6 protein-coding genes are annotated in these 6,095 nt (G+C 52.6%); 1 reads left to right on the top strand and 5 read right to left on the bottom strand.

Features of this window, described 5'->3' with window-relative positions; all coding sequences use genetic code 11:
- Nucleotides 1-492: uracil-DNA glycosylase (gene ung, locus ABYW01_RS11740; protein ID WP_372832885.1), on the top strand; the 492-nt coding region annotated here is incomplete at its 5' end.
- 76 nt (nucleotides 493-568) lie between these two features.
- Here ung and ABYW01_RS11735 read toward each other — a convergent pair.
- The 5 genes from ABYW01_RS11735 to rsgA form a co-directional block, all read right to left on the bottom strand.
- Nucleotides 569-1,597: a folate-binding protein YgfZ gene (locus tag ABYW01_RS11735; protein WP_372832884.1), complete on the bottom strand. Its 1,029-nt coding sequence runs from the start codon at nucleotides 1,595-1,597 to the stop codon at nucleotides 569-571.
- 107 nt (nucleotides 1,598-1,704) lie between these two features.
- Nucleotides 1,705-2,601 (bottom strand): archaetidylserine decarboxylase, encoded by an 897-nt coding sequence (gene asd, locus ABYW01_RS11730; protein ID WP_372832883.1) that lies wholly within the window; start codon nucleotides 2,599-2,601, stop codon nucleotides 1,705-1,707.
- Between the two features lie 50 nt (nucleotides 2,602-2,651).
- Entirely contained in the window at nucleotides 2,652-3,464 is an 813-nt protein-coding gene (locus ABYW01_RS11725; protein ID WP_372832882.1) for a sulfurtransferase, read from the bottom strand.
- Nucleotides 3,465-3,530: 66 nt separating this feature from the next.
- Nucleotides 3,531-5,165: an HDOD domain-containing protein gene (locus tag ABYW01_RS11720; RefSeq protein ID WP_372832880.1), complete on the bottom strand. Its 1,635-nt coding sequence runs from the start codon at nucleotides 5,163-5,165 to the stop codon at nucleotides 3,531-3,533.
- A gap of 34 nt (nucleotides 5,166-5,199) precedes the next feature.
- Nucleotides 5,200-6,095 (bottom strand): small ribosomal subunit biogenesis GTPase RsgA (rsgA, locus tag ABYW01_RS11715; protein ID WP_372832879.1); only part of this gene is annotated, 896 nt, incomplete at its 5' end.

Below are 6,095 nucleotides of genomic sequence, written 5' to 3'. Positions count from 1 at the left end.
CCGGATCAGGCACACGGTTTGTGTTTTTCGGTACGTCCGGGAATAAAAACACCGCCGTCACTGGTGAATATCTATAAAGAGCTGAACAGTGATCTGGGGATTGCGCCAGTGAAGCATGGTTATCTGGAAAGCTGGGCACAGCAGGGTGTGTTGCTGTTGAACAGTGTACTGACGGTGGAACAGAGTCAGGCTGCGTCCCATCAGAAGAAGGGCTGGGAGCAGTTCACTGACCGTGTCATTCAGGTGGTGAACGAACACTGCGAGAATGTTGTGTTTCTGCTGTGGGGAAGTTATGCACAGAAGAAAGGCGCGGTGATCGATACACAGCGTCATCTGGTACTCAAGGCCCCTCATCCGTCACCACTGGCGGCACATCGGGGATTCTTTGGCAGTCGCCCGTTTAGTCAGGCGAACGGGTATCTGCAACAGCAGGGTAAAGCCCCGGTTAACTGGCAACTTCCGGCTGAAGTGGTCGAGACTGCATTGGCTTAACGCGCTCATTGTCCTATAAAAAACGCCCTGAACCGTAGCCGGTCAGGGCGTTTTTTATACTGCAAAGATCGATGACTCAGAGGCGATTTTTAGCTTCGAACATCTTTGGATCCAGCTCGTATGGCAACGGTTCAATACTCGCCGTTGGGCCTTCCTGTGTTTCCAGATGCAGGGTTCTGTTGTCGGCCTGATCTTTGATGACGACCGCCAGCAGTTCACACTCGTCCGCTTCGTTACGTGCGGCAAGTACCACTTGCCCGACCTTCTCTTTGTTGTCGCTGTGGATCGGATCACCGGCGTGTGGCAGTGTTTCGCAGCGGGCTTTCAGACGGTACATCGGGCGCTTCAACTGCCCGCGGTGTTGCAGGCGTGTCACGATCTCCTGACCGGTGTAGCAGCCCTTGGTGAAGCTCACACCTTCGAGTGCCTGCAGATTGGTCATCTGCGGGATAAAGGCTTCGACCGTTGCCGTACGCAGATCTGGAATAGCCGCTCTCACTTCGTTCAGTATCCAGTCATTGCTAGAGCCTAAGGTGCCTGCATTCAGTAGTTCAGGTAGCAGCGCAACAGCTTCTGCTTCCGGTAACCAGAGTTCGTAACGATTGCCCGGCACAGAGATCAGGGTGCGATCTCCCTGTTGGACGACGCCGTTGACGGATTCCGGCAACGTATCAACCGCAAGTTTCGCCAGCTCAGCAGCCTGATCGCCTTGCAGGCCGATCCCCACCATGCCATCACCGGGTTTGCCGATCTCCGCTTTGGAGAAGATGATGTATTTGCCCAGTGTTTGCGCGGCTTGATCGTGCAGGTCGGTATGCAAACGCAGTAAAAAACCGTCAGCAATCGTAATCAGGCGAAACAAGCTGATCATGTGGCCCTTGATGTTGCAATGAGAGGCCATCGTACTGCCTTGCTGGCGTGTGACTGCCAGATCGCAGCTCAGCTGTCCCTGCAGGAATTTCTCGCTGTCAGGGCCGGTGACGGTCAGCACACGTTGATGCAGCAGAGGGATAACGCTACCGCTGCGATCAGAGGTCAGGCTGACTGTGTTATCCGCGTTGACCACGGCGCCTTGTGTTTGCAGGCTATCTATCCAGTTGCTCATAAGGTCTCTGTACGTTTTCCGTCTATGAATTCAGGGTAGAGCGTTTGCTCCAATGTCAGAATTCTAGGTCATTTTTCCATGGGCTACAGCCGACAAACTGTACGGGTTTAAGCCGCACTGCTGTCTTGTGCTTCGCTGTTGCTCGCTGCCTTGTAGGTTGCGATGCGCTCACCGAGTTGCAATGGGCTTTCTGCACGCAGTGTATCCTGCCAATTGACAGCGTCCTGACCAAACAACAGAACAACGGTAGAACCCAGTTTAAAGCGGCCCATCTCTTCGCCTTTCTGCAGTGTAATCGGTTCCGGTTGTTCTGGCTGATAGGCGGTACGAATTGCTTTGCGATGGACAGGAGCTTCATGTCCAGACCAGACGGTTTCGATACCCGCCACAATCATTGCGCCGACCAATACCATGGCCATGGGCCCTTGTTCGGTATCGAAGATCGCGACCAGTCGTTCGTTGCGCGCAAACAGCTGATCAACGTTCTCGGCGGTGGTCTGATTGACGGAATACAGGTCTCCAGGGACGAAGATCGTCTCACGCAGGGTACCGGTGACGGGCATATGTACACGGTGATAATCACGTGGAGACAGGTAAATAGTGGCAAAAGAGCCGTTTACAAACTGTTCGGCCAATTTAGCGTCGCCACCCAGCAGAGTGGTGAGGCCATATCCACGACCTTTAGCTTGAAAGATGCGCTCGTGTTCGATGTTGCCCAGCTGGCTGACGCCACCGTCTGCCGGGCTGACAATTGCATCCGCCGCATCATCAATCGTACGTATTCCCGGCTTGAGTTCGCGGGTAAAGAAGGCGTTGAAGTTCTTGAAGGCGGTGGGTTCTTCAATCAGCGCTTCTGACATATTGATGTTGTAGCGCTTGGCAAACCATTTGATAAAGGTATTTTTAACCATCGGGTTAGTGCATTCGGCGATACGGCCCACAAAGCGGGAGATCAGGTGCTGAGGTAGCAGGTGCTGAAGCAGAATAAAAATTTTGTCTTTCAAGGTAAATGTCCGTTTCTTCAGGTAATTCGTAAGTCGTGTGAGAGTTTGCTTTACTGTTCGACCGGCGTATCAGGCTGGTTGCCCCATTCGAACCAGGAACCGTCGTAGCAGCGGACTTTTTTAAAGCCCAGGTGTTTTGCCACCAGATACGTGAGTCCGGAGCGTCGGTGAGTCTGGCAATGGGTGATCACTTCCTTATCAGTGCTGATACCCATTCTATCGAGTTCTGCCTGAATTTCGTTCGCCGGGCGAAGTCGGGTGTCATCGGCGGAGATCATGACCTGTGTCCATTCGTACAGCCGGGCGCCGGGTATGTGTCCACCTTTCTGGGCGTTGACGATCTTTGCGCCACGGTATTCATCGCCTGAGCGTGCGTCCCAGATCACACTGTGGCTATCGCGCAGGTGTTGTTTAATAAACGTTATATCCGCCAGATAGTCCGTGTTGATGGTTGCGCGAAATGGAACCTCTGTGGGGATATTCTCTGCTGTTTCCAGCGTTAAGCCAGCGTTGGTCCAGGCTTTGAGCTGTCCGTTCAGGAATGAGCAGCGCTCATGTCCCAGTAGGTTGAGGGTCCAGATCATACGGCCCGCCCAAGGTCCCATCTGATTGTCGTAAGTAACTACCTGCGTTTCTTCGGTCAGGCCTAATTCAGAGAACAGGTCGCTGAGTTGAGCCACGGTTGGTAGTTTGTTGGGTACCGGGCCTGAACCTAGCATCAGACGTGATGTATCGACCCGGACAGCACCGGGGATATGGCCGCTGTTGTAGGTCTCTTCGTCGGATAGATCGATAATCAGCAGATTTGGATTGTTTAGCTGTTGGGCGAGATCTGCAGCTTCGATGACCAAGGGCAAACTCATATGATGGCTCCGTATATTACGCTATGACGTGAATCATATAGCAAAGCGGCGGGAAACTCAGCCGTATCAGTTTGTCTCAGATTGGGCGGCGAGTAGATTCTTGAATGCCTGTCCGGCTGCGGTGCAGATATAGCGAGCACGTTTATTGTGGAAGTCGTCAATGGCCTGATCGCGATTGTCTGTATGCACGATCGCCACCGCCTTATTACCAGAAAAGATAGACATCAGAATAGCGCCGCTTTCAGGGATAAACGGATGGTAGTTTTCTGGCATTGACTGCAACATCTTTTCTCGGGTTTGTGGGGTAATCCAGATATAACCCGGTTTGTCACACAGACGCTTAAAGAGTGAGGGGATTTCCAGATCAAACTGGTAACTGGCCAACGGGTCGTCTTTTGGAATGCCGGACGACAGCGTGGAGACCATCTTTTTATTGTGTACCCGATAGAGAGTGGTGTGGTGCATGCCCAAACCATCGTGCAGGGCTTTTACCGTGCACTGCAAGACGTGTCCGGGTGTCTTGATCTGCGGTGATCCTTTAATAAAGGCCGCGGCGAGTTTCTTAAGCAACTCTTCGTTCTTACAGCTGGCATCAACTGGAGCGTACGCGGTGCGAATGATCTCTTGTTCAGGCGCTTTGCTGCGTAACGGTTTGCGACGAGCCGCAGGTTTTGGGCAATCTATCAGGACGGTTTCAATCTCTTTTATCGAGATCTTGTAGCTGGGCACCAGATCGGATTCCAGCATGAGCAGCTCGGTTGCCGGAGCCAGAGTGCCGGGAACATTAAAAATCCGTGAGGCGATAGCGCAGTTCTGATGCAGCTTGCCCACAACATCGGCGGTATTTTCACCCAGATAATCGCTGATGATCATGCATAACTGTTTGGCTTTTTTCTGCTGCCAGCCAAATGACGCAGTAATGGCCAGCCAGTTGGCGAGCTTGACCGGGAAGTACTTCTGTTGGATCAGATGATTCAACTCGCGGCGCTCATCGTCTTCAATGGTTGGATCACGTAATGCGTGTCGGTGCATGACATCGATAATGTCGCGACCCGGTGAAGTGTCATGGTCCAGACTTTCAATGGTCAGTTCCGGCAATCCCCATTCCATTGCCAGGTCATGAGAGATTTCTTGAATGGTGCAGCCCAAAACATCGGTTTCAGCGAGTACAACATCGATCTCGTGTTCGCGAATCTTTTGATGGATCAGACTCATATGCAGGGGGGCATGCAGCCACATCATCCAGTGCCCGATGCCATAAAACAGGGCGGCGAGTTGCAGCTCATCGGCAAAGACATTACCACGTCCTTTCAGCCATTCATGTACCTGAATCGAGGCATGGTGGCTGTTGGCGATAGAGCGGAAATAGAGTTTGTGCGATACCGAACCGGCATTTAAGCGGATCAGCTCAAGTTGCTGGATGCATTGCTCTATCCGATCAAAGCCCAGTGAGTGAACGGCATGTTCGATGCTGGTCACGGCAGAGCCTTTTTCGTTGTGCAGTTTGTTGGCAAGACGGACGAGATAGATGCAGACGGTCGGGTCGGATTTGATCTGATTGCAGAGAGATTGCAGGGTGGTCGCGTCACTCTGAACGGCACGAGATAACCGTTGCTGGACGCTGCTGCGTACCGGCAAAGGTTTCTCTTTCAGATAGGTGATCCAGCTGTCCAGATCCTGTGGCGATTCCTGCAAACTCATTGGCCTGTGTCCGTTGCTCAACTGTCCTCGGTGACTACCAGCTGTCTTGTTCATCCAGCGATGCGAGGATGTGCTTGAAGCTTTGCCAGCGGGCTTCACTGATCTTGCCGTCTGCGATGGCGTCTTTCAGCGCGCACCCCGGTTCCTTTTCATGTTTACAATCGCGGAACCGGCAATGCCCGGTATGTTCCCTCAGCTCCCTGAAGCCATCGATCAGATCTTCCGGGTCGATGTGCCAGAGTCCAAATTCACGTATCCCTGGTGAATCTATCAGGTCACCACCATCAGGGAAATGAAAAAGTCGTGCTGTCGTGGTGGTATGGCGTCCCTTACGGGTCTGTACTGAAAGCTCACCTACCTTTAGATCGACACCTGGCAACAAAACATTAATTAAAGATGACTTTCCTACCCCGGATTGGCCAACAAAAACGCTGATCCGGTCTTTCAGGTGATCTTTAAGTTCAACCAGTCCGTTTTGGGTTGAGGATGAAGCATGGAGTACCTGATAACCAATGCCTTGATAGCGTGCCAGCATTGTTTCGATTCGCTCACGGTTGTTGTCGTTAAGCAGATCGGTTTTATTCAATAGGATAACAGGTTCAATACCGCTGAGTTCCGCCGCGACCAGATAACGGTCGATCAGGTTGGCGTGTGCCAGAGGTTCAACCGCTACGGTTACGACAATGTAGTCGATGTTGGCGGCCACCGGTTTCATTTCGCCATAGGGGTTGGGGCGCACCAGCTCGGCTTTACGCTCGAGCTTGGCGACCACGACACCACCATCGGGGTTGGCGCGCCAGATAACTTTGTCACCTGTGACCAGTTGCCCCAGATTCGTGCGCATATGGCAGCGGATAATTTCGCCTTGCCGCTCGCCTTCAGAGGCTTCTACGTCAACTTGACGACCAAAATGAGAGATGATCAGGCCGT

This window comes from Pontibacterium sp., from assembly GCF_041587635.1.
GTDB lineage: Bacteria > Pseudomonadota > Gammaproteobacteria > Pseudomonadales > Balneatricaceae > Pontibacterium.
This window is presented reverse-complemented; position numbering and strand designations above follow the sequence as displayed.

Bases quoted from the DNA above. Each gene is read 5' to 3' on its own strand.
- ABYW01_RS11735 (WP_372832884.1), bottom strand. From the start codon at position 1,597: ATGAGCAACTGGATAGATAGCCTGCAAACACAAGGCGCCGTGGTCAAC.
- ABYW01_RS11725 (WP_372832882.1), bottom strand. From the start codon at position 3,464: ATGAGTTTGCCCTTGGTCATCGAAGCTGCAGATCTCGCCCAACAGCTA.
- ABYW01_RS11720 (WP_372832880.1), bottom strand. From the start codon at position 5,165: ATGAGTTTGCAGGAATCGCCACAGGATCTGGACAGCTGGATCACCTAT.